General features: G+C 70.1%; 22 protein-coding genes and 1 tRNA gene. 12 read left to right on the top strand and 11 right to left on the bottom strand.

The annotated features are described in order from the left end of the window. The first annotated feature begins 6 nt into the window (after positions 1 to 6). Positions 7 to 1,149, top strand: a complete 1,143-nt coding sequence (locus tag ACZ48Y_RS03200) for a deoxyguanosinetriphosphate triphosphohydrolase (RefSeq protein WP_464742097.1) — start codon at positions 7 to 9, stop codon at positions 1,147 to 1,149. On the opposite strand, the gene ACZ48Y_RS03195 is transcribed toward ACZ48Y_RS03200, so the two are convergent. Further along, positions 1,146 to 3,065, bottom strand: a complete 1,920-nt coding sequence (locus ACZ48Y_RS03195) for a protein kinase domain-containing protein (RefSeq protein WP_464742095.1) — start codon at positions 3,063 to 3,065, stop codon at positions 1,146 to 1,148. The two genes, ACZ48Y_RS03200 and ACZ48Y_RS03195, sit on opposite strands and share 4 nt — an antisense overlap. Positions 3,066 to 3,121: 56 nt before the next feature. Between ACZ48Y_RS03195 and ACZ48Y_RS03190 the strand changes: the two genes are divergently transcribed. Continuing rightward, the gene (locus ACZ48Y_RS03190) at positions 3,122 to 4,309 is read left to right on the top strand and encodes an MFS transporter (RefSeq protein WP_464742093.1); all 1,188 of its coding nucleotides are present in this window, start codon (positions 3,122 to 3,124) and stop codon (positions 4,307 to 4,309) included. Here the strand turns inward: ACZ48Y_RS03190 and hemB are convergent. Continuing rightward, entirely contained in the window at positions 4,306 to 5,277 is a 972-nt protein-coding gene (hemB, locus tag ACZ48Y_RS03185) for a porphobilinogen synthase (protein ID WP_464742091.1), read from the bottom strand. The two genes, ACZ48Y_RS03190 and hemB, sit on opposite strands and share 4 nt — an antisense overlap. Before the next feature lie 31 nt (positions 5,278 to 5,308). Here hemB and ACZ48Y_RS03180 point away from each other — a divergent pair, with 31 nt between their 5' ends. The 5 genes from ACZ48Y_RS03180 to ACZ48Y_RS03160 are packed head-to-tail and all read left to right on the top strand — an operon-like array spanning position 5,309 to position 7,181. Then, complete coding sequence (locus ACZ48Y_RS03180; RefSeq protein ID WP_464742089.1) at positions 5,309 to 5,620, top strand: YbaB/EbfC family nucleoid-associated protein; 312 nt, start codon at positions 5,309 to 5,311, stop codon at positions 5,618 to 5,620. Then, positions 5,617 to 6,213 (top strand): recombination mediator RecR, encoded by a 597-nt coding sequence (gene recR / locus ACZ48Y_RS03175; RefSeq protein ID WP_464742087.1) that lies wholly within the window; start codon positions 5,617 to 5,619, stop codon positions 6,211 to 6,213. The genes ACZ48Y_RS03180 and recR overlap by 4 nt, the downstream gene beginning before the upstream one ends. 1 nt (position 6,214) lies before the next feature. Beyond that, positions 6,215 to 6,565 (top strand): roadblock/LC7 domain-containing protein, encoded by a 351-nt coding sequence (locus tag ACZ48Y_RS03170; RefSeq protein ID WP_464742085.1) that lies wholly within the window; start codon positions 6,215 to 6,217, stop codon positions 6,563 to 6,565. Continuing rightward, positions 6,562 to 6,909, top strand: a complete 348-nt coding sequence (locus ACZ48Y_RS03165) for a roadblock/LC7 domain-containing protein (protein WP_464742083.1) — start codon at positions 6,562 to 6,564, stop codon at positions 6,907 to 6,909. The genes ACZ48Y_RS03170 and ACZ48Y_RS03165 overlap by 4 nt, the downstream gene beginning before the upstream one ends. Then, positions 6,906 to 7,181 carry a DUF3467 domain-containing protein gene (locus tag ACZ48Y_RS03160; RefSeq protein WP_464742081.1) on the top strand — a complete coding sequence of 92 codons (276 nt, stop codon included), beginning with the start codon at positions 6,906 to 6,908 and terminating at the stop codon, positions 7,179 to 7,181. The genes ACZ48Y_RS03165 and ACZ48Y_RS03160 overlap by 4 nt, the downstream gene beginning before the upstream one ends. On the opposite strand, the gene amrB is transcribed toward ACZ48Y_RS03160, so the two are convergent. Then, on the bottom strand, positions 7,178 to 8,308 hold the full coding sequence (amrB, locus tag ACZ48Y_RS03155) for an AmmeMemoRadiSam system protein B (protein ID WP_464742079.1): 1,131 nt from the start codon (positions 8,306 to 8,308) through the stop codon (positions 7,178 to 7,180). The two genes, ACZ48Y_RS03160 and amrB, sit on opposite strands and share 4 nt — an antisense overlap. Then, on the bottom strand, positions 8,232 to 9,581 hold the full coding sequence (locus ACZ48Y_RS03150; RefSeq protein ID WP_464742077.1) for an HD domain-containing protein: 1,350 nt from the start codon (positions 9,579 to 9,581) through the stop codon (positions 8,232 to 8,234). Before ACZ48Y_RS03150 ends, amrB begins: the two co-directional genes overlap by 77 nt. 22 nt (positions 9,582 to 9,603) lie before the next feature. On the opposite strand from ACZ48Y_RS03150, the gene coaE reads away from it, so the two are divergent. Then, on the top strand, positions 9,604 to 10,176 hold the full coding sequence (gene coaE, locus ACZ48Y_RS03145) for a dephospho-CoA kinase (protein ID WP_464742075.1): 573 nt from the start codon (positions 9,604 to 9,606) through the stop codon (positions 10,174 to 10,176). Beyond that, on the top strand, positions 10,173 to 10,970 hold the full coding sequence (locus ACZ48Y_RS03140) for an ABC transporter substrate-binding protein (protein ID WP_464742073.1): 798 nt from the start codon (positions 10,173 to 10,175) through the stop codon (positions 10,968 to 10,970). The genes coaE and ACZ48Y_RS03140 overlap by 4 nt, the downstream gene beginning before the upstream one ends. Before the next feature lie 20 nt (positions 10,971 to 10,990). On the opposite strand, the gene ACZ48Y_RS03135 is transcribed toward ACZ48Y_RS03140, so the two are convergent. Next, a tRNA-Ser gene (locus ACZ48Y_RS03135) sits at positions 10,991 to 11,082 on the bottom strand. A gap of 61 nt (positions 11,083 to 11,143) precedes the next feature. Here ACZ48Y_RS03135 and ACZ48Y_RS03130 point away from each other — a divergent pair. Genes ACZ48Y_RS03130 through ACZ48Y_RS03120 form a run of 3 tightly spaced genes read left to right on the top strand, consistent with a single transcriptional unit; the run spans position 11,144 to position 13,967 of the window. Further along, complete coding sequence (locus tag ACZ48Y_RS03130) at positions 11,144 to 12,640, top strand: 5-oxoprolinase subunit B/C family protein (RefSeq protein WP_464742071.1); 1,497 nt, start codon at positions 11,144 to 11,146, stop codon at positions 12,638 to 12,640. Beyond that, positions 12,637 to 13,422 (top strand): pyrroline-5-carboxylate reductase, encoded by a 786-nt coding sequence (gene proC, locus ACZ48Y_RS03125; RefSeq protein WP_464742069.1) that lies wholly within the window; start codon positions 12,637 to 12,639, stop codon positions 13,420 to 13,422. Before ACZ48Y_RS03130 ends, proC begins: the two co-directional genes overlap by 4 nt. Beyond that, positions 13,419 to 13,967, top strand: a complete 549-nt coding sequence (locus ACZ48Y_RS03120) for a hypothetical protein (RefSeq protein WP_464742067.1) — start codon at positions 13,419 to 13,421, stop codon at positions 13,965 to 13,967. The genes proC and ACZ48Y_RS03120 overlap by 4 nt, the downstream gene beginning before the upstream one ends. Here the strand turns inward: ACZ48Y_RS03120 and ACZ48Y_RS03115 are convergent. Genes ACZ48Y_RS03115 through frr form a run of 6 tightly spaced genes read right to left on the bottom strand, consistent with a single transcriptional unit; the run spans position 13,936 to position 18,716 of the window. Beyond that, complete coding sequence (locus ACZ48Y_RS03115; RefSeq protein ID WP_464742065.1) at positions 13,936 to 14,580, bottom strand: glycosyltransferase family 2 protein; 645 nt, start codon at positions 14,578 to 14,580, stop codon at positions 13,936 to 13,938. The two genes, ACZ48Y_RS03120 and ACZ48Y_RS03115, sit on opposite strands and share 32 nt — an antisense overlap. Position 14,581: 1 nt before the next feature. Next, entirely contained in the window at positions 14,582 to 15,625 is a 1,044-nt protein-coding gene (locus ACZ48Y_RS03110) for a M50 family metallopeptidase (RefSeq protein ID WP_464742063.1), read from the bottom strand. Continuing rightward, positions 15,622 to 16,722 (bottom strand): 1-deoxy-D-xylulose-5-phosphate reductoisomerase, encoded by a 1,101-nt coding sequence (dxr, locus tag ACZ48Y_RS03105; RefSeq protein ID WP_464742061.1) that lies wholly within the window; start codon positions 16,720 to 16,722, stop codon positions 15,622 to 15,624. The genes ACZ48Y_RS03110 and dxr overlap by 4 nt, the downstream gene beginning before the upstream one ends. Beyond that, complete coding sequence (locus ACZ48Y_RS03100) at positions 16,719 to 17,531, bottom strand: phosphatidate cytidylyltransferase (protein ID WP_464742059.1); 813 nt, start codon at positions 17,529 to 17,531, stop codon at positions 16,719 to 16,721. The genes dxr and ACZ48Y_RS03100 overlap by 4 nt, the downstream gene beginning before the upstream one ends. After that, positions 17,509 to 18,198 carry a polyprenyl diphosphate synthase gene (uppS, locus tag ACZ48Y_RS03095; RefSeq protein ID WP_464742057.1) on the bottom strand — a complete coding sequence of 230 codons (690 nt, stop codon included), beginning with the start codon at positions 18,196 to 18,198 and terminating at the stop codon, positions 17,509 to 17,511. The genes ACZ48Y_RS03100 and uppS overlap by 23 nt, the downstream gene beginning before the upstream one ends. Next, on the bottom strand, positions 18,195 to 18,716 hold the full coding sequence (frr, locus tag ACZ48Y_RS03090; RefSeq protein ID WP_464742794.1) for a ribosome recycling factor: 522 nt from the start codon (positions 18,714 to 18,716) through the stop codon (positions 18,195 to 18,197). Before frr ends, uppS begins: the two co-directional genes overlap by 4 nt. Positions 18,717 to 18,723: the final 7 nt, after the last annotated feature.

The raw sequence follows: 18,723 nt of genomic DNA, 5'->3' as shown, positions 1-18,723 counted from the left end.
GGGGGCATGCGTTACACCCGCGCGCGCCTGATGGCGCTGGAAGATGCCGCGCTCGCCCCGTACGCGATGCGCGCCAAGGACACCCGGGGCCGGGCGTACCCCGAGGAGGAATCCGACTACCGCACCCCCTTTCAAAAGGACCGGGACCGGGTCATCCACACCACCGCCTTCCGGCGGCTCGAGTACAAGACCCAGGTCTTCGTCAACTACGAGGGCGACTACTACCGGACCCGGCTCACCCACACCCTCGAGGTCGCCCAGGTGGCACGCAGCCTGGCCCGGGCCTTGGGCCTGAACGAGGACCTGGCGGAGACCGTCGCGTTGGCCCACGACCTCGGCCATCCTCCGTTCGGCCACGCCGGGGAGCGGGTGCTCGCCGAGCTTATGGCCGATCACGGGGGCTTCGACCACAACGCCCAGTCGCTGCGCATCGTCACCTACCTGGAAAAGCGCTACCCGAACTTTCGCGGGCTGAACCTGACCTACGAGGTCCGCGAAGGGATCGCCAAGCACGAGACCGCCTACGACGTCCCCGACGCTGGGTTTGCCGAGGGGCGGCCGACCCTCGAAGCCCAGGTGGTCAACCTCGCCGACGAGATCGCCTACAACGCCCACGACCTCGACGACGGGCTGCGCAGCGGCCTCCTGGAGCCGGGAGCGCTCGAGGGGCTGGCCCTGGTGCGCCGGGTGGCCGCCGAGGCGGGGCTCGACCTGCCCACGCTGGGCGAGTTCGAGCGCCGCATCCTGATCCGCGAGCTCTTGGGGGCGATGATCACCGACGTCATCCTGGCGACCGACGCCGTGCTCGAGGCCCACGCTATCCGAAGCGTCGAGGACGTGCGCCGCTACCCGGGGACCCTGGTTCGCTACTCCGATGCGATGCGCGCCGAGGTCGCCGAGCTGCGCCAGTTCCTCTACCACAACCTCTACCGCCACTACCGCATCGTGCGCACGGTGAGCAAGGCCCGCCACGTCCTGGAGCGGCTGTTTACCGCCTACGTGGCGATGCCCGAGATGCTCCCCCCCCAGACCCAGGCCGCGATCGAAAGCGACGGCCTCTACCGGGCGGTCTGCGACTACGTCGCGGGCATGACCGACCGCTACGCCCTCGATGAGTACGCGCGGCTCTTCGACCCCTACGGGCGCTAACCGGTTTTCTGCCAGAGCGTCAAGGCGCGGATGGGCAACCCCACCCAGACCTCCTCCCGGACCTTGTCGCGGAGCCGCCAGAAGCGGCGGCTGCCCCGGCGCGCCGCGTAGATCCAGCCGTCGGGGGTCTCGAAGAGGTCGACCAGGGCCAGCGGGTCCTCGTCCTCGACCGAGGGCATCGAGAGGCTCTCCAAAAGACGCCCGTCCGGCGTGACCCGGCGGATCTTCTGTGACTGGGCGTCGAAGATCAAGAGCCGCCCCTCCTGATCCACCCCCAGCCCCAAAAGCGGCCTGGGGGTGGGATCGTCGGCGCTTTTGGCGAAGATGATGCGGTCCTTGTAACGGCCTTCGGCGTCCAGGCGTTCGACGCGGCGGTGGCCGGCATCGAGGACGTAGAGGTCGTCGGCGAAGGCCAGGGCCTTGGCCTCCCGGAAGGTGCCGCGTCCCGGACCCTTGCCCGCGAACCGGGTCTCGGGGCGACCCGAGAAGTCGAACCGGGTGATCGTCTGGGTCTCCGAGTCCAGCACGAAGACCCGCTCCTCGCCGACGGTGATCGCCGCGGGGTTCAAGAACTCGCCGAGCTTGACGCCGTACTCGCCAAAGCGCAGGAGCTCCTCGCCCTCGAGGGTGAAGCGGTGGACCATGCCGCCCGCGTCGCTGAGCTCGAACGCGACGCCCCAGATGGTGCCTGCCGGGTCGCTGGCGAGGTCCGTGAAGGCAAGTTTGGAAAAGGCGCGAACCGGGGTGCCGTCGGGTTGCATGACCCGCAGCGTGCGGCGTTGGTGCTCGATCGCCGCGAGGATGAAATAGGACGGCTGCTCGGACACGTTCCAGGTCTCGGGGTGGGCGAGAACCTCGATGACGTCTTCAAGACTGGGGCGCGCGCTGGGGTCCTTGGCCAGCATCCCGAGGACCAGGTCGTTCAAGGCCTTCGGCACCTCGGGGTTTTTCTGAATCGGCGGTACGGGCTTTTCCCTGACCTGGCGCTGCACGATCTGCTCGAAGTTGCCGGTAAAGGGCGGCTCCCCGACGAGCGCCTCGTAGAGCACCACGCCCAGGCTGTAGATGTCGCTCTTTTCGTTGAGCGGTTCGCCCTTGGCCTGTTCCGGGCTCATGTAGGTGGGGGTACCGATCCGCGCCCCGATCGTGGTCAGCCGGGCGAACTCCTTGCCCGCGGCGATGCCAAAGTCCATCAGCCGCACCCCTGCGGGGTCGATCTGCCCGTCCCGGATCGCGCTTTTGTAGATCATGATGTTGCCCGGTTTGAGATCGCGGTGCAAAAACCCCTGCCGGTGCAGGTAGGCAAGGGCCTCGGCAACGGCCTTGATGACCGAGGCCGCGGTGGTCGGGGTGAGCCTGCGTTCGGCGATCAGTTCGTCCAGGCCGGGGCCCTCGATCAACTCCATGGCGATGAAGTGGGTCTGACCGGCCTGTCCATGCTCGAAAACCTTGACGATGTTGGGATGGCTGAGCCGACGCAGCACCTCGGCTTCCCGGTGGAGCCGTTTCAAAAAGCGGGGCTCCTTCGCGAAGCGGTCCTGGGGCACCTTGAGGGCCGCCACCAGGCCGTCGGCCTTGCGCCGAGCCCGGTAGACCGCGGCCATCCCCCCGGTGCCGAGCTTGCCCAGGATGTGGTAGCGCTCTTCCAACGGCTCCTTTTCCGAGGGCGGCAACAGCCGTTTACGCCGGCGGCCGAAGCGAATCCGGGCCCGTTCTCCGGGGGTGACGAGGGCGCCGATCCCCAAGAGGGCGAGGGCCAAAAAGCCCAGGGGCTTGGTGGCGAAGGCGGTGAGGAAGGCCGCGTCGGCGACGAGCACCAAGAGGGCGAAGAGCAAGAGCAAGACGTCGCTCAGCCGAAGCAAGAGCAACGTCGTCAGCAAGAAGAAAAGCGCGGCCAGCGCCTCGGGCGAAGGCATCGAGGCCATCTTAAACCCGAGGTGCGTCCCCGGCTCGCTAGAATGCTTGCAACGCTATGCGAACCGCCTTGAGGTATCCCGCATTTCGGCGCTTCTTTATCGGATCGCTGATCACCCAGTTCGGCAACCAGATCGAGCGCCTGGCGCTCTTGGTCCTGGTCTACCAGCTCACCGAGCGAGCCAGCTCGGTGGCCTTCATCCTCAGCGCCCAGTTCATCGCCAGCGCCTTCTTGGCCCCGCTGATCGCGACCTGGGCCGAGACCCGGGAGCGCACGTCGTTGCTCATCGCCACCCAGCTGATCCAGGGGGTGATCGTGGCCTTCATCCCCTTGGTGGCGTTGCACTCGTTGCTGCTCCTTTGGGCCTTCGTCTTCGTCTTGACCCTTTTGGAGCGCGTGGAGTACCCGCTGATCGCGGCGATCACCCCGGAGCTCGTCCCCGAGGAGGCCCTGGACGCGGCCAACGGGCTGGTGGCCTCGACGCGGCGGCTCTCCGAGGTCGCGGGGCTTGGCCTGGCCGGCCTTTTGGTTGCGGCGCTGGGCCCGGCGCTGGCCTTTTATCTCGACGCGGTCAGCTTTTTCATCACCTCCGCTTTTTTCTGGGGACTGCCGCGGCTGCCTGCCGCGAGACAGCCCGAGGGCGGATACTGGCAACGGGTCTTTGAGGGCTTTCGCGTCATCTGGGAAAACCCCATCCTGCGCCGGGTCACCGGGGGACTGGTCACCGCGGCGCTCTTTGGCTCGGTGGAGATGGTCATCGGCGTGGTGCTGGCGATCGCGGTCTTGAAGGTTGGCTCCGCGGGGTACGGGGTCATGGAGATGAGCATGGCCGCGGGGGCCTTGCTCGGGGCCTTCGTTGCCGCGGCTTGGGTGCAGCGGCTGGGGCGCGCCCGGACCTTCGTCTACACCTTGATGGGGTTTGGCGCCTTCATCTTCTCGGTGGGGGCCTTTCCGATCTTCTTTTGGGTCGTCGTGGCCCTCTTCTTCGCGGGTCTTTTCAACCAGTCAATGCTGGTTCCGGTGCGCAGCCTGCTCCAGCTCTACACTCCGGCCGAGCTCCGGGTGCGGGTGTTCGGCGCGGTGGGCTCGATGACCACCACCGCATCCCTGCTGGGGACCGCGATCGGGGGGCCGATCGCGGATCGCATCGGGGTCCCGCCGAGCTACATGCTCGCCGGCCTGTTGACCGTCCTCGTCGGGGTGATCTTGTTCTTGTTCGGCATTCCCGAGGAGGAAACGGGCTAGCCCTCGCGCAGCCAGCGGGCAGCTGCCAGCGCGTGGTAGGTCAGCACGAACTGGGCTCCGGCGCGACGCAGCCCGATCAGCGACTCCAGCACCACCGCCCGCTCGTCGATCCATCCGCGCTCGGCCGCGGCACGGATCATGCTGTACTCGCCGGAGACCCAGTAGGCGGCGATGGGCTTGTCGAAGCGGGCCTTGAGGGCCTGGATCAGGTCGAGGTAGGCCATCGCCGGCTTCACCATCAGCATGTCGGCGCCCTCGAGGTCATCGATCCTGGCCTCCCGAAGGGCGTCCCAGGTTCCCGCGGCGGGGTCCATCTGGTACGACCGGCGGTCGCCGAACGCCGGGGCGCTCTCCGCCGCCTCGCGGAACGGGCCGTAGAAGGCCGAGGCGAACTTCACCGCGTAGGAGAGGATCGGGGTGTCCTTAAACCCCGCCGCGTCCAGCGCCCGTCGAATCGCTGCCACCTGGCCATCCATCATCGCGCTGGGGGCGACGACGTCGGCCCCGGCGCGGGCCTGGCTGACCGCGGTCTTGGCGAGGAGCGCGAGGGTCGCGTCGTTGTCGACCTCGTGTCCGTGGAGCACGCCGCAATGGCCGTGGGCGGTGTACTCGCAAAGGCAGGTGTCGGCGATGATCAAAAGCTCGGGATAGGCCGCCTTGAGGCGACGGATCGCTTGTTGCACCACCCCCTCGTCGTCGTAGGCGCCTTCTCCGAGCGGGTCCTTGAGCTCCGTGGGAAGCACGCCAAAGAGGATCACCCCGCCGACTCCGGCAGCCTGGGCCTCGCCTGCGGCCTCGACGAGGCTGTCCAGGGTGTGCCGCCACTGACCGGGCATCGAGGGGATGGGCTCGACCTCGCGGCCCAGGTGCACGAAAAAGGGCTGCACCAGGTGTTCGGGGGCGACGTGGACGTCGCGGACCAGGCGGCGAAGGGCCTTGCTCTTGCGCAAGCGGCGCGGACGTTCCATGCCTAAAGCCTATAATGGGCGCGGTGGAAACATGAACTTGAAGAAGCTGATGCAGGAAGCGCAAAAGGCCCAGGCCAAGGCCGCCGAGGTGCAGCGTCGGCTGGCCGAGGCCGAGGTCGTGGGTCGTGCCGGAGGCGGGCTGGTCGAGGTCGTGGCCAACGGCCACGGGCAGATCCTGCGCCTTTCGATCAAGCCTGAGGCGGTGGATCCGGAGGACGTGGAGGGGCTTGAAGACCTGCTCCTGGTGGCGATTCAGGATGCTCAGGCCAAGGCCGCCGAGCTTTCGGAACGGGAGATGAAGGGGACGCTCGGGGGGCTCGGCGGGTTGATGGGGGGGCTTTGAAGCACCCCGCATCCCTGTTGGCGCTCATCCGGGCCCTCGCCGACCTGCCCGGTGTGGGCCCGAAGACCGCAAGCCGTCTGGCCCTGCACCTGGCCTTGCATCCCGAGCAGGCGGAGCGGCTGGAGGGAGCGCTTTCCGAGGCCCGGGCCCGGCTCGGGGTTTGCCGGGTCTGCGGGAACCTCGCCGAGGGCGAGCGCTGTTCGGTCTGCGCCGACGAGGACCGGGATCGGACCTTGATCGCGGTCGTCGAATCGCCCGCCGAGGTCATGGCGATCGAAAAGAGCGGCGAGTACCGGGGCCTCTATCACGTGCTCGGGGGGGTGCTGAACCCGCTCGAGGGCGTGGGGCCGGAGGAGCTCAACATCGAGTCCCTCTTTTCCCGGCTCGAAGGGGTGCGCGAGGTCCTTTTGGCCACCGGGATGACGGTCGAGGGGGAGGCCACCGCGCGCTACCTGGCGGAACGCCTTAAGGCCCACGGGGTCCGCGTGACCCGGCCGGCCTACGGCCTTCCCGCGGGGGGCAGCCTGGAGTACGTCGACGAACTGACCCTGGCCCGGGCGCTGGCCGAGCGACGTAGCTTGGAGGAGGTGTGAGATGGCGCTCCTGACCCCGGTGCTGCGCTTTCCCATGGTGGAGCGGGCGGTGATCACCGGCCCCGAGGGGCTGGTCATCGAGGCCGGAGGGCTGGCGGGTCCGGACCCCGAGTTCCTGGCCGCCGAGCTGGCGGCGATCGTCCGCGCGCTCAGTCCCTTTGCCGGCGAGCTCGGCGAGGGGTTGCGGCGGCTGATGGTGGGGCTTGAGACCCGCGATCTGCTCGCGGTGGTCCACGGCGAGGTCTACGTCGGCGCGGTGGTCAAGAAGGGCACCGCCCGGCGCGAGGTGGGGCCGGCCCTGGTCCAGGTCGCGGAGGCCGCGGCCAAGGCCTTCGGAGGAGGTGGAGCGTGAACGCGGTGCTGGAGACCTTGAACGCGCTCGACGGGGTCCTCGCCTGGTCCTTGCTCGACGAGGACGGCCGGGTGCTCGGGACCTACAAGCCCCCGGGCGAGGTCGACGCGGGCTTTCTTGACGAGCTGGGGGCGAGCCTCCTGGCCAGCGCTAAGGGTATCGCCGAAGCGCTCGGCCGCGGCGCGGTGGAAGAGGTGTTGATCGAGTACCCCGAAGGACCGGTCCTGATGCAGCCGGTGGGCGCGAGCGCCCTTTTGGTCGTTTTGCTGAAGGAGCGCGGCGTTCTCGGTGGGGTAAGGCGCCACCTGCAAAAGGTCAAGCATGCGCTCGAGGAGGCGCGATGAGCGAGCTGAAGATCGACGTGGACCGTGAGACCGCGAAGGGGCGCTACGCGAACATGGCGGTGATCTCGCACACCGCCAACGAGTTTTTGATCGACTTCGCCCTCTTGCAGCCCCAGGGCCCGGCCCTGGTGGTGAGCCGGATCGTCACCAGCCCGGCCCACGCCAAGGCCTTTCTCCGCTCCCTGGCGGAGAACATCCGGCGTTACGAGGAGACCCACGGCCCGATCGAGGGCTTCGAGGCGTTCCCCGAGCAGGGCTGGGGTAGGGCCTAGTACCAGGCCAGCGTCCCCGCGCCCACCGCGCTAAAGGTGTCCACCTCGGCGGAGAGGGCGTAGCCGAGCGGTTGCCCCTCTCCCTGGATCAAGGATGCGGCCACCTTGGCGGGCCCCAGGGCGTCGATGTGGGTGTCGTTCGCCGCGGTCATCAAGGTGGCGAAGGCCTCGTCGAAGCGACCTTCGGCGAGGGCCTTCAGGTAGCTGGTGTCGCGGGCGCGGGCCTTTTGGGCCAGGGTGGGATCCAGTGGCGGCTGGCCGAAGCGGGCCCCGACGTGGGAGAGGTCCACCGAGAGCAACGGGAAGAAGGGCCGGTCGCGGTGGAGGAGGCGAAGCGCCTCGCCGAGCTCTACGAGTGCGGCTGCGTCGTCGCTGGCCACCGCGATGGGCAAGAGCTTCGCCTCCGGCCAGATCGCCTTCAAGAAGACCGCCGGGAACTCGAGCGAGTGCTCGTCGCGCAGCGCGAGCAGGTCGGAGAAGAGCTCGTAGCCGAGCAGCGCGTCGAGCGCGGTCAGGGCTTCGAGGTCCGTCTCGGCCACCCCGAGGGGGGTCGCGATCCCCACCGGCAGTGCGGCCGCGGGTTGCGCGATCGGGCGGTGAGCGACGCCGAGGACCAGCACCCGTTCCGGCGGTGGGGTGGCCCTCAGGGCCTCGATCGCCGCGCCGTAGAGCTCGGGCACCCGCCGGGGCTCGAGGTGGGGCATCAAGAGCGCCCGGGCCGGGGTCTCGGGCACCTTCGGGGCGACCGCCCGGAAGGTCTCCAGGTAGCGCTTGAAGGCCTCGGGCTCCTCGGGGTAGCTGAGGCCGGCGAGGCGCATCGGCTTGGGGCCCTTCTTCAGCTCGGCCTCGGCTTCGGCGATCTTGGCCTGGATCGCCGGGGTCTCCAGGAAGCCGGCCTTTTCCAAGGCATCGGCGAGCTCCTTGAGCTTCTCCAGGGGGATCGCAGAGCCCTGACGCGCGAGTGCCTCCTGGAGGGCCTCGAGCGTCACCTCGCCGGTGAAGTGCGAGGCCAGGTACATCGCCTCCGGGGAGAGGACCAGGGCCGTTTGGCTAATCCCCAGGGGGTCGCGCAGGAGGTAGCCCTCCTCGGTCGGGGTGATCTCCAGCGGACGCAGCTTCGGCTTCATGCCATGATTTTACAAAATCTTTAGCTTCCTCGTATGAGGAAACCTCACCGAGCCACTCTGCCTCCAGGAGCCGGGCCTTGAGGGTCTCGATCCAGGGGCCGGGGGGCCGTCCGGTGAGGGCGATCAGGGCCTTGCCGTCGAGGCGGGGGGCGCTGGGCAGTGCGGCCAGCAGGTCGGGAAGGGCGGCCAGCCGGGCCTCGAGGCGGTGGACTTCTTGGGGGTCGCTGAGCGGGCCCCGGCTTGCGGCGCGGTCGCTGATCTGGAGCATCAAGAGCTCCGGCAGCTGCGCGCGGTGGCGGAGGACCCAGCGGCGGAAGGCGGCCTCGCCTTCGGGTGGGGTGCGCATGTGCGCGGCGACCCAGCCCGCGACGCGGGCCGCCTTGGGCTTCGCCAGCTTGAGCCGCCGGGCGATCGCCCGGGCCACCCCGGCGCCGTCCTCGTCGTGGTAGAAAAACCGCGCGTAGCCCCGGGCCTCGTCCCACTGGTAGACGAGGGGTTTGGCGACATCGTGGATCAGCGTCGCCAGCCGGAGCTCGAAGGGGCTATCGGGAAAGCGGCGCACCAGCTCGAAGAGGGCCTCGACCTGATGGTCGAAGACGTCGAGGTGGTGGTAGCCTCCCTGGACCAGGCCGATCCCGGCCTCGAGCTCGCGCAGCACCACCGCGAGCAGCCCGCTTTGCCTGAGGGCCTGCACCCCAAACGCCGCGCGGGGGCTCATGAGGATCGCTTCCAGCTCTTCCCGCACCCGTTCAAAGGGCGGGGCGCGAAAGCGAAGCCTCTGGGCCTGGGCCCGGATCCATTGCCAGGTGCGCCCCTCCGGGCGCAGGCCGTGGGTCGTCCAAAGCCGCACCCCCCGCAGGCCCCGCAGGGGATCGGCAAAGAGGGCCTCGCGTGAGGTGGCGCGCAGGCGGCGGGCCCGAAGGTCCTGGGCACCGAGCGCCAGCCCGAAGACCGCGCCGCGGGCGTTCATCGCCAGGGCGTTGACGGTGTAGTCCCTTCGGGCCAGGTCGGCCGAGAGGCCGCCTTCCGGGAGGGGGGAAAAGTCCAGGGTGAGCCCCCGCGCGATGACCCGAACCACCCCGGCCTTCATGAAAAAGGCCTTGCCCTTGAGCCGTGCGGCGGCCTCCCGGGCCGCGGCCTCGGGGTCCGGCACCAGGTAGTCGTAGTCCCGGGGCGGGATGCGGTAGTAGAGGTCGCGGACCGCGCCCCCCACCAAGAATCCCTCTTCGGGGAAGTAGGGGAGGTTGGGGCTAAGCCGGAAAAGGGCCCGCACGTTAGGGCATTATAGTGAGGCCGTGAAGGTCATCGGCCTGACCGGTCCGATCGGCGCGGGGAAGAGCACCGTCGCCGGGCTCCTCAGGGCCAAGGGGGTCTCGGTGCTGGAGGCCGACGCCCTGGCCCACGAGGGGCTCGGGGCCCTTTCGTCCGAGGTCTGCACCCGCTTTCCCGAGGCCTGCCCCGAGGGGCGGGTGGACCGCAGGCGCCTGGCGGCGCTGGTCTTTGCCGATCCCGAGAAGCGGCGTGCGCTCGAGGCCCTGATCCACCCCTACGTGCGGCGGCGGCTTTCAGCCCTGATCGCAGAGCACCGCGCCCGGGGCACGCCCTTGCTGGTGATCGAGATCCCCTTGCTCTTCGAGACCGGCTGGGACAGAGAGCTCGACGGCGTGCTGGTGGTCGACGCCCCCCGGGAGCTGCGGCTCGCCCGCCTCGGGGCCCGCGGCCTCTCCGAGGCCGACGCCCGCGCGCGCGAGGCCGCGCAGCTTCCCCCGGAAGAAAAGCGCCGGCGGGCCGACTGGGTGATCGAGAACGCCGGGGACCTCGAGGCCCTGCGCCTCCAGGTGGCCCGCTGGCTTGAGGAGGTGCGATGAAGCTCGTTCACGACTGCTTGGGGGAGATGGAGGTAAGGCTCCCGCCCGACCGCGTGGTTTCGCTCGCCCCGAGCGTCACCGACGCGCTCTTTTTCCTCGGTCTGGGGGACCGGGTCGTGGGCCGCAGCGCGTTTTGCTGGCGTCCGGAGGCGGCGAGCGCCCTCCCCGTCGTCTCCAGCTACACCAAGGTGCGCTGGGCGCTGCTCGAACGCCTCGGCCCTGACCTGATCTTCACCACCACCGCCGTGCAGCGCGACGCGAACCGGGCCCTGCGCGAACGCGGCTACGCGGTCTGGCCGGTGCCTCTGCCCAACTCCCCCTGGGGGATCATCGAGAACCTGGGGACGGTCGCGGCCTTCTTCGCGATCGACGCCGCCCCCCTCCAGGCCCGCCTGGCCGAGCGCTACCTCGCGCTCAAGGGCCGGCTTTCGGGGGTGCGCGTCTACTTCGAGTTCGACCTCGGCGGTCCGATCAGCATCGGGCGCGCCAGCTACGTCGAGGCCGCGCTGCGCCACCTGGGCATGCGCAACGCGCTGGACCGGCCGGAGGCCTACTTCGCCCCGACCGAGCTCCCCGATCCAAAGGAGGTGGACCTCTTCGTCTACGAGCCCAAGCGCATCAAGAACCAAGCCGCCCGGGAAGCGGCGGCAGAGGCGCGGGCCAGGGCCCTGGCCCTCGAGGACCATCCCCGGGTGGTCACCGGGGGCGACGAGCTCGCCCATTTCGGACCGGCGTTTTTCGATTACCTCGAGGCCTTCGTCGAGGCCGCGGCCGCGGCGCTTGGGAAAAAATAAGGGGGCCTTTGGCCCCGTGCTGGCGGAGAGGGCGGGATTCGAACCCGCGGTACCCCGGAGGGGGTACACACGCTCTCCAGGCGTGCCCCTTCAGCCACTCGGGCACCTCTCCCTGCCAAGAGCCATCCTAGCAAAGCCGGGAAAGCGCGTCAAATCCCGATAAAATCAGGCGCATGCGGCTGGGGGGCTTCTACCTCTACTTCGGCGAAGGGCTGGACCCGAAGGCCAACGCCGCTGCCCGGGCGCGGCTGGCCGCGCTGCTTTCGGACCCCCTTCCCGGGGTGACCGACCTCATCCTCGGCTACGCCTCCCTCTACGTGGAGTTCGACGCGGCGCGGCTTCCGCTGTCCCGGGTCCGGCGCTGGGCCACCGCGGCGCGAGCGGCAACGACGGCGACCTCCCAAAGGCATACGATCCCCGTCGTCTACGATGGCCCGGACCTGGACGCCGTCGGCGCGTGGGCGGGCCTCTCCCCGAAGGAGGTCGTCCAGCGGCACGCCGGGCGCGACTACCTGGTCTTCGCCCTCGGGTTCACCCCCGGCTTTCCCTTCTTGGGCCTGGTGGACCCGGCGCTTCGAAAGCCCCGGCTGCCCGCGCCCCGGGATCGGGTGCCCGCCCACGCGGTGGGCATCGCCGGGGCGCAGACCGGGATCTACCCCTTGGAGAGTCCGGGGGGCTGGAACCTCATCGGGCGCGCGCTGGTCCGGGTCTACGATCCCCACCGCGACCCGGTCTTCCTGCTCTCGCCGGGGGACGTGGTGCGCTTTCGGCCGGCGAGTGGGCCCGTGCCGCCGCCACCGGAGGGGCTCGAGCTCTTGCCTCCCGAGCCCCGTCATCCCCTTTTGCAGGTCGAGCGGCCGGGGCTTTTGGACCTCGTCGTCGACCGAGGCCGCTTCATGGCCGGGCGCTACGGCCTCGCCCGCTCGGGGCCGCTCGACGCCTATTCGGCGGCGCTGGCCAACCGGCTGTTGGGGAACCCCGAGGACGCCGCGGTCCTCGAGGTCAGCCTACAGGGGCCCGAGCTCGTCGCGCTCCAGGCGGGCGTGCTGGGGTTTGCCGGGTACGGCCTGGTCCTCGAGGTCGACGGCGAGCGGTTTGCCCCGGGGAGCGCGGTCCCCCTCCGGCGGGGGGCCCGTCTTCGCTTCCTTCCTCACGGGCGGGGGGCCCGGGCCTACCTGGCCCTGCCCGGGGGCATCGAGCACGGCGCCTTCATGGGCAGCCGGAGCGTGGACCTCAAGGGGCGGATCGGGCGGCCCTTGCGGGCCGGGGACCGGCTCGGGGCGCGCATCACCCCGACCCGCGCCCGGCGCTTTCGGTTCGATCCCTGGCCCCTGACCTGGCCGCTCACCCTTCGCCTGCGGCCCGGCCCCCAGGCCCGCCCCGAGGCCCTGGCGGCCCTCACGCAGCGGCCCTGGACCGTGGCCAAGGCCGACCGCATGGGGGTGCGCTTCCTCGAGGGCGGCGTCCCCGGCGGGGAGGTGACCAGCGAGGCCGTGCCCCTTGGGGCGGTCCAGGTACCCCCGGGAGGGCAGCCGATGCTCTTGCTCGCCGACCGCGGTACCCTCGGCGGCTACCAAAAGCCGGCGGTCGTGCACCCCGCGGACCTCTGGAAGGCCGGGCAGCTCCGCCCCGGTGACCGGGTGCGCTTCGTGCTAGACTTCGGCCCATGAGGCTCGTCATCGTCGGCCTCGGTCGGATGGGGCAGAGCATCCTGCGCGGCGTTTTGGACGCGGGGTTTTTGACCCCCCGGGAGGTCGGGATCATGGAGCGCAGCCCCGAGCTGACCCGGGAGCGCGCGGAGGCGTTCGGGGTGCAACCGGTCGCCCCGGAGGACCTGCGCGAGGCCGAGCGCATCCTGATCGCCACCAAGCCCCAGGACTTCAAGAAAGTGGCCTCGATCCTCGCCCACCCCGGGGTCGGCTACCTCTCGATCATGGCCGGGGTCTCCACCCGGCGCATCGCCGATCAGCTGGGGACCCGCCGTGTGGTGCGGGCGATGCCCAACATGGCGGCGACGATCAAGAAGAGCACCACGGCGATCACCGCGCTCCCCGAGGCCCAGGAGGCCGAAGACCTGGCATTCGCCCGCGGGCTCTTTGGCACCGTGGGCAGCGTCTACGCCCTCGATGAGGGGCTCTTCGACGCCTTCACCGCGATGAGCGCCTCGGCCCCAGCCTACCTGGCCCTGGTCGCGGAGGCGCTCGCCGACGGGGGGGTGCGGATGGGCATCCCCCGGAAGGAGGCGCTGCGCTTCGCGGCGGAGGTGCTCGAGGCCACCGGGGCCCTACTCTTGGACAAGCATCCCGCCCTCTTGAAGGACGAGGTGGCGAGCCCCGCGGGCACCACCATCTACGGCCTCAAGGAGGTCGAGGAAGCGGGGGTGCGCGGGGCCTTCGTGCGCGCGGTCGAGGCCGCGACCGCACGCGGCCGGGCACTGGGGGAGGAGGAATGAGGCGGCTCTTTTTCTTTCTCTTTCTTTTCGGATTGGGGCTCGCGGCGGAGCTCTTCCCCCACCGGCCGGGGACGACCTGGCGCTACGCCTCCGGCGAGGTCCAGACCATCGCGGCGAAAAAGGTCCTCGGCGGGGTCGAGGTCTACGAGCTCGTCCACCGCTATCCCGGGGGCGGGGAGATGGTCGAGGTCCTCGGCGTTCAGGACGGGGTACGGATCCTCGCGGTGCGCACCGAAGGCCGCACGCTCGTTTACGACCCCCCGCTCTTGCTCTACCCCCCGCTTCCCTGGCGGGCCGGCCAGACCTGGTCCCAGACCACCGCGCTGGACGGGAAGCCGATCCGGGTGAGCTTTACCGTCGTCGGCGTCGCGGGGGTGCGGGTGCCCTTCGGGGCCTTCAACGCGTTCCTGGTCCGCTCCACGATGAGCGCCGCGGGCGGGGGGGAGAACCAGGTGGACCTCTACTTCGTTCCCGGGCTGGGCGTCGTGCGCTACGCCACCCCCGAGGGCGGGGTCATCGACCTCGTGGCCTTCGAGGCCCCCTGAAGGCGTGGCGGAGGACCTCCAGGTACATCCGCAAGCGGTGCAGCAGACCCCGTACGACGCCCCGCTTTTCCTCCTTCATCACCTGGGAGAGCCCTTCTAGGGGCAGGTAGCGCACCCGCCAGCCCTGCGCCTTCGCGGTGTGGGTCAAAAGGAGCTCGACGTCGTAGCGGGCCGTCTCCAAGCCGGGGACGGCCCGAAGCCGCTCGGTGGCCAGCGCGCGCTGGCCCGAGAGGAAGGGGGTCAGGCGGTTGCCGAGGTCGGTGAGGAGCCGCCCCCCGCGAAAGACCCCGACCGTCATCTCCGCCTCCCCGGCGACGACCGGCGCCAGGAGGGCCTCGAGGTGCGCCCCTTTGAGCCCCACCAGGTCGGCGTCGAGGAGGATGACGTAAGGGGTGCGGACCGCCTTCAGGCCGGCCGCGTAGGCTCCGCCCTTGCCGCGGTTTTGGGGCAGCCGCACCACCTCCGCCCCGGCCGCGGCGGCGACCTCGGCGGTGGCGTCGCTCGAGCCGTCGTCGGCGACGACCACCGGAAACCCCGCCTTGCGCACGGCCTCGACCACCGCGCCGATCGTGGCCGCTTCGTTGTAGGCGGGGATGAGGACTGTGGCCTCCACCCTAGGGCCCTCCCGTGCCTCCTCCGAAGATCCGCAGGAGGTCTTGGAAGGTGACCATGATCAGGAGCAGGAAGACGAAGAAGAGTCCGGCGGCGTTGATCCAAGCCTCCTTCTCGGGGGTCAGCCGGGAGCCCAGGAGCCGCCGCAGGTAGAGCAAGAGCAGCCGGCCCCCGTCCAGGCCGGGGATGGGCAGGAGGTTGAAGATGGCCAGCGAAAGGTTGATCATCGCGGTGAGCTGGGCCAGGGCGACCCAGCCCTGGGCGGCGGCCTTGGCGGTGAGGCCGACGAGGCCCACGGGTCCGACCAGGTCCGCCGGCGGCCGGCCCAGGAGCACGCCGACGATGCCCACGACGAAGCTTTCGACCATCCGGGGCAGGATCTGGACGGTGAAGCGGACCGCGTAAACGAACGCGGCGACGAAGCTCACCCGTTTCAACGCGATCCGGGGGCCGTAGCGCACCCCGATCTGCTTGGCCTCGGGCGTCCAGACCAGGCGTACCTCGAGGGTGCGGCCGTTCCTGCGCACGGTGAGGACGTGTTCCCCGGGCGCCTCCTTGATGCGGGCGATCTCGGTGTAGTGGGTGAGGGGGCGGCCGTCGATGGCCACGATGACGTCCCCGGGGGCCAGGCCCGCGGCCTCGGCCAGCGAGCCGGGAAGGACCTCGATGATCTGTGCCTCGTTCGGCACCGGGGTGGGGATTCCCCGGGCGCTGAAGACCGCGGCCATCAGGAGCCAGGCCAGGATCAGGTTCATCAGCACCCCGCCGATCAGGACCAGGGTCTGGCCCAGGAGCGAGAGCCGGGCAAAGCCCACCGGTGCCTCGGTCTCGCCCTCGGCCAGCCCCTCGATCAGGGCGAAGCCGCCGAGGGGGATGAGGGCCACGCGCCACTCGGTCCCCGCCCAGTGCACGCGAAAGAGCGGTGGCCCGAAGCCGATCGAGAAGACCGGAACCCGGACCCCCTGGAGCCGGGCCGCGAGGTAGTGCCCGAGCTCGTGCACGAAGATGCTCAAGCCGATGACAACGAGAAACCAAAGCCAGCTCACAAAACCTCCCGTGCGCGACGCCGGGCCCAGGCGTCGACCTCGAACAGCCGCTCCCAGCTTAAGGCGTCCTCGGGCGCTTCAGCCACCACCCGAAAGAGCACCTCGGGGATGCGGGTGAAGGGGAGCTTCCCGGCCAGGAAGGCCTCGACCGCGACCTCATCGGCGGCGTTCACCGCGACCTGGGCCAACGGCCCCTTTTCACCCGCGAGGTAGGCCGCGGCCAGCGCCGGGAAGCGCTCGGTGTCCGGGGGCGAGAAGTGGAGCGCGGCGGGGAAAGGGGCATCGGTGAGCGGGGTGGGTGGACGGGTGGGGTAGGTCAGCGCGTACTGGATAAAGAGCCGCATGTCGGTGGGGCCCATCTGGGCCTTGATCGCGCCGTCGGTGAACTGCACCAGGCCGTGGACGTAGGCCTCGGGGTGCACCAGGACCCGGATCTTTTCCAGCGGCAGCCGGAAGTACTCCTTGGCTTCGAGGACCTCGAGCCCCTTGTTGAAGAGGGTCGCGGAGTCCACCGTCACCTTCTTGCCCATGCGCCAGCGGGGGTGCTTGAGGGCCATCTCCGGCGTCACCTGGCTCAGGTCCTCGGGGCCGTTTAGGAAGGGCCCCCCGGAAGCGGTGAGGTAGAGCGCGTGGATCGCCTCCCTGGGCTCGCCGAGGAGGGCCTGGAAGAGGGCCGAGTGCTCGGAGTCCACCGGCAGCAGCTTGGCCCCATGGGCCTCGGCCAGCGCCCAGAGGAGGGGGCCGGCGGCGACCATCGCCTCCTTGTTCGCGAGCCCGACGCGCTTGTTGCTCTCGATCGCGGCGCGCACCGGCCCCAGCCCGGCGAGGCCGGGGATCGCGGCGATCGCCGCGTCCGCGGGGTGGGCGGCGACGGCCTCGGGGCTGGCCACCAAACGGGTTCCCGGGGGAAGGGAGAGGTGCCCGCTGACCTCGGGATGGGCGTAGACCACCTCCGGTTGGTGGGCCTCGATCTGGGCCTGGAGGCGTTCGACGTGTTTCCCCGCGGCCAGCCCCACCACCCGGTAGCCCCGCCAGCGGGCGACCTCCAGCGCCTGGGTGCCGATCGAGCCGGTCGAGCCCAGCACCACCAGCCTCAAGGGAGCATCACCACCAGGTAATAGGTCAGGGGCAGGGTCAGAAGGACCGAGTCCAGCCGGTCGAGAAAGCCCCCGTGACCCGGGAGCAGCCTTCCCGAGTCCTTGACCCCGGCGTAGCGCTTGAGCATCGATTCCGCGAGGTCCCCGACCTGCGCCGCCAGGGCGATCAACAGGGAGAGCCCGAGCACGTCGAGGACCGAGAGCTGCACCCGGGCGTGCACGATCCCCGAGAGCGCGAACAGGGCCAAGAACGCCGCCACCACCCCGCCGAGGCTACCCTCCAGCGTCTTGTTGGGGCTGATCTCGGGGGCGATGCGCACGCGCCCAAAGCGCTTGCCCACGAAGAACGCCCCGATGTCGTTGGCGAACGCCGCGACCAGGGGGAGGCTCAGCGACCAGACGCCCCAAAAGGGGTCTGGGGTGTAGCGCAGCAAGAGGGCGTAGCCCAGCGACCAGGGCAGGTAGACGAAGGCGAAGATGCTGGCGATCAAACGGGGGACGTTGGCCCCGCGGACGAGCTCGTAAAGGAAGGCCAGCAGCAGCCCCGTGCCCAGCGCGGCCTCTCGCCAGGGCCCCGGCCCCAGCTGGGGGAGGGAGGCGAGGAGCATCACCAGCCCCCAGCCCTTGAGCAGCCAGGTGTTCAGCGGGATCCCGCGCTGGGCCAGCATCGCCTCGAGCTCGTCGCTGGCCAGCCAGACCAGGAGGTAGGCGAGCGGAAGCAGCAGCGGGGTGCCCGCGACGATGACCACCCCCAGGACGGCGAGGCCGACGACGGCGGTCAAAATCCTAGCTTTGAGGGACGCCGCCAAACCGCCGCTCCCTTAGCCGATAGGCCCGCAGGGCCGCGTCGAAGTCTGCCTCGTCAAAGTCCGGCCAGTATTTCTCGGTGACCCAGAGCTCTGCGTAGGCGGTCTGCCAAAGGAGGAAGTTGGAGACCCGGAGCTCCCCCCCGGTGCGGATCACCAGGTCCGGGTCCGGCATCTCCGGAAGGTAGAACCCACCCCTGAGGTTCTCCTCGGTGGGGGGCAGACCGCGGGCGATCAGGCGTTCGACGGCGCGCAGGATCTCCCGGCGGCCGCCGTAGTTGAGCGCCGCGACCAGGTTCAGCGCGGTGTTCTTCGCGGTCGCTTCCTCGGCGAAGGCAATCGCCGCCTGCAGGCGTTCGGGGAGGCCGGCGCGCTCGCCGATGACGCGGATCCGCACTCCCTCCTCGGCGAGCTTCGGGGTCTCGGTCAGGAGGACCTCCTCGAAGAGCTGCATCAAGAGCGCCACCTCCTCCTTCGGGCGGCGCCAGTTCTCGGTCGAGAAGGCGTAGAGGGTCAGCCAGGGCACCCCGGCCTTGCGGGCCGCGCGCAGGGTGCGCCGGATCGCTTCCCGGCCGGCGGCGTGCCCCGCCCCTCGCGGGAGGCCGCGGGCGCGGGCCCAGCGGCCGTTCCCGTCCATGATGATCGCGACGTGACGGGGAAGGTCGCTCATTCGCCGAGGATGTCTTCTTCCTTGCGCTTTAAGAGGGCGTTGACCGCCTCGATGAACTCGTCGGTGAGCTTTTGCACCTCGGCCTCGGCCCGCTTGAGCTCATCCTCGGAGGCGTGGAGCTCCTTGGCCCGCTTGCGCAGGTCCTCGAGCGCGTGCCGGCGCACGTTGCGAATCGCGATACGGGCCTCCTCGGCGAGCTGGTGCGCGGTCTTGACCAGCGCCTTGCGCCGCTCCTCGGTGAGCGGGGGGACGTTGATGTAGAGCGCGTCCCCCTTGTTGTTGGGGTTGAGGCCCAGGTCGGACTCGCGGATCGCCTTCTCGATCGAGGCCAGGGCGTTCTGGTCCCAGGCCTGGACCATCAGGGTGCGGGCGTCGGGGGCGCTGACCGTCGCCACCTGGCTGAGCGGGACCTCGGTGCCGTAGTAGTCGACCTTGAGGTGCAAGAGGAGCTCGGGGTTGGCGCGGCCGGTGCGCAGGCCGGCCAGGTGCTCCTTGAAGACCTCGACGGCCTTTTGCATGTGGTCG

The sequence above is a fragment of the Rhabdothermus arcticus genome (genome assembly GCF_055382915.1).
The sequence above is the reverse complement of the archived record's forward strand: the minus strand, read 5'-3'. Positions and strand labels throughout refer to the sequence as shown.